Source organism: Microvirga arabica (assembly GCF_016811235.1).
GTDB classification, from domain to species: domain Bacteria; phylum Pseudomonadota; class Alphaproteobacteria; order Rhizobiales; family Beijerinckiaceae; genus Microvirga; species Microvirga arabica.
Window position 1 is genome coordinate 1 of record NZ_JAFBID010000195.1, and the last position, 1,314, is coordinate 1,314.

At 67.6% G+C, this 1,314-nt stretch carries 1 protein-coding gene; it reads left to right on the plus strand.

Features of this window, described 5'->3' with window-relative positions; genetic code table 11:
- Positions 1 to 1,314: DNA translocase FtsK (locus JQC81_RS32410; protein WP_281400485.1), on the plus strand; the 1,314-nt coding region annotated here is incomplete at both ends.

The window sequence follows — 1,314 nt, forward strand, 5'->3', positions numbered from 1 at the left end:
GAGCCTGCGCCTGGGACGAAGTCGTCTCGTGTGATCTCGCTGGCGGACGACATCGCCCGCTCCATGAGCGCGGTGTCGGCCCGCGTGGCGGTGGTGCAGGGCCGCAACGCCATCGGCATCGAGCTGCCCAACCACAAGCGCGAGACCGTGTTCTTGCGCGAGCTCCTCGCCTCCCAGGACTTCGAGAGCACCAAGCAGAAGCTCGCCCTGTGCCTGGGCAAGACCATCGGGGGCGAGCCCGTCATCGCCGACCTTGCCCGCATGCCGCACCTCTTGGTGGCCGGCACCACAGGCTCGGGCAAGTCGGTGGCGATCAACACCATGATCCTGTCGCTGGTCTACCGGCTCACGCCGGCCGAGTGCCGCCTGATCATGGTCGACCCCAAGATGCTGGAGCTCTCCGTCTATGACGGCATCCCGCACCTGCTCACCCCGGTGGTCACCGACCCGAAGAAGGCCGTGGTGGCGCTCAAATGGGCCGTGCGCGAGATGGAGGACCGCTACCGCAAGATGTCCAAGCTCGGGGTGCGCAACATCGACGGCTTCAACGCCCGGGTGGTGGAGGCCAAGGCCCGCGGCGAGACCATCACCCGCACGGTGCAGACCGGCTTCGACCGCGAGACTGGCGAGGCGGTGTACGAGGACGAGGTGATGGAGCTCGATGCTCTGCCCTACATCGTGGTGATCGTCGACGAGATGGCCGATCTCATGATGGTGGCCGGCAAGGAGATCGAGGGCGCCATCCAGCGCCTGGCCCAGATGGCGCGAGCCGCGGGCATTCACGTGATCCTGGCCACGCAGCGGCCGAGCGTGGACGTGATCACCGGCACGATCAAGGCGAACTTCCCGACCCGGATCTCGTTCCAGGTCACGTCCAAGATCGACAGCCGCACGATCTTAGGCGAGATGGGCGCCGAGCAGCTCTTAGGGCAGGGCGACATGCTGTACATGGCGGGCGGCGGGCGGATCACGCGCGTGCACGGGCCGTTCTGCTCGGACGAGGAGGTGGAGAAGGTGGTGGCGCACCTCAAGCGCCAGGGGCGGCCGCAGTACCTGGAGGCGGTCACGGCCGACGAGGACGAGGGCGGGGCTGCTCCCGACACGGCGGTGTTCGACCAGGGCGAGTTCGGGGCGCCGGGCGGGGATCTGTACGACCAGGCGGTGGCGGTGGTGCTGCGGGACAAGAAGGCGTCGACGAGCTACATCCAGCGCCGGTTGCAGATCGGCTACAACCGGGCGGCCTCGCTCATGGAGCGCATGGAGCAGGAGGGCATCGTCGGACCCGCAAACCACGCCGGTAAACGCGAAATTCTG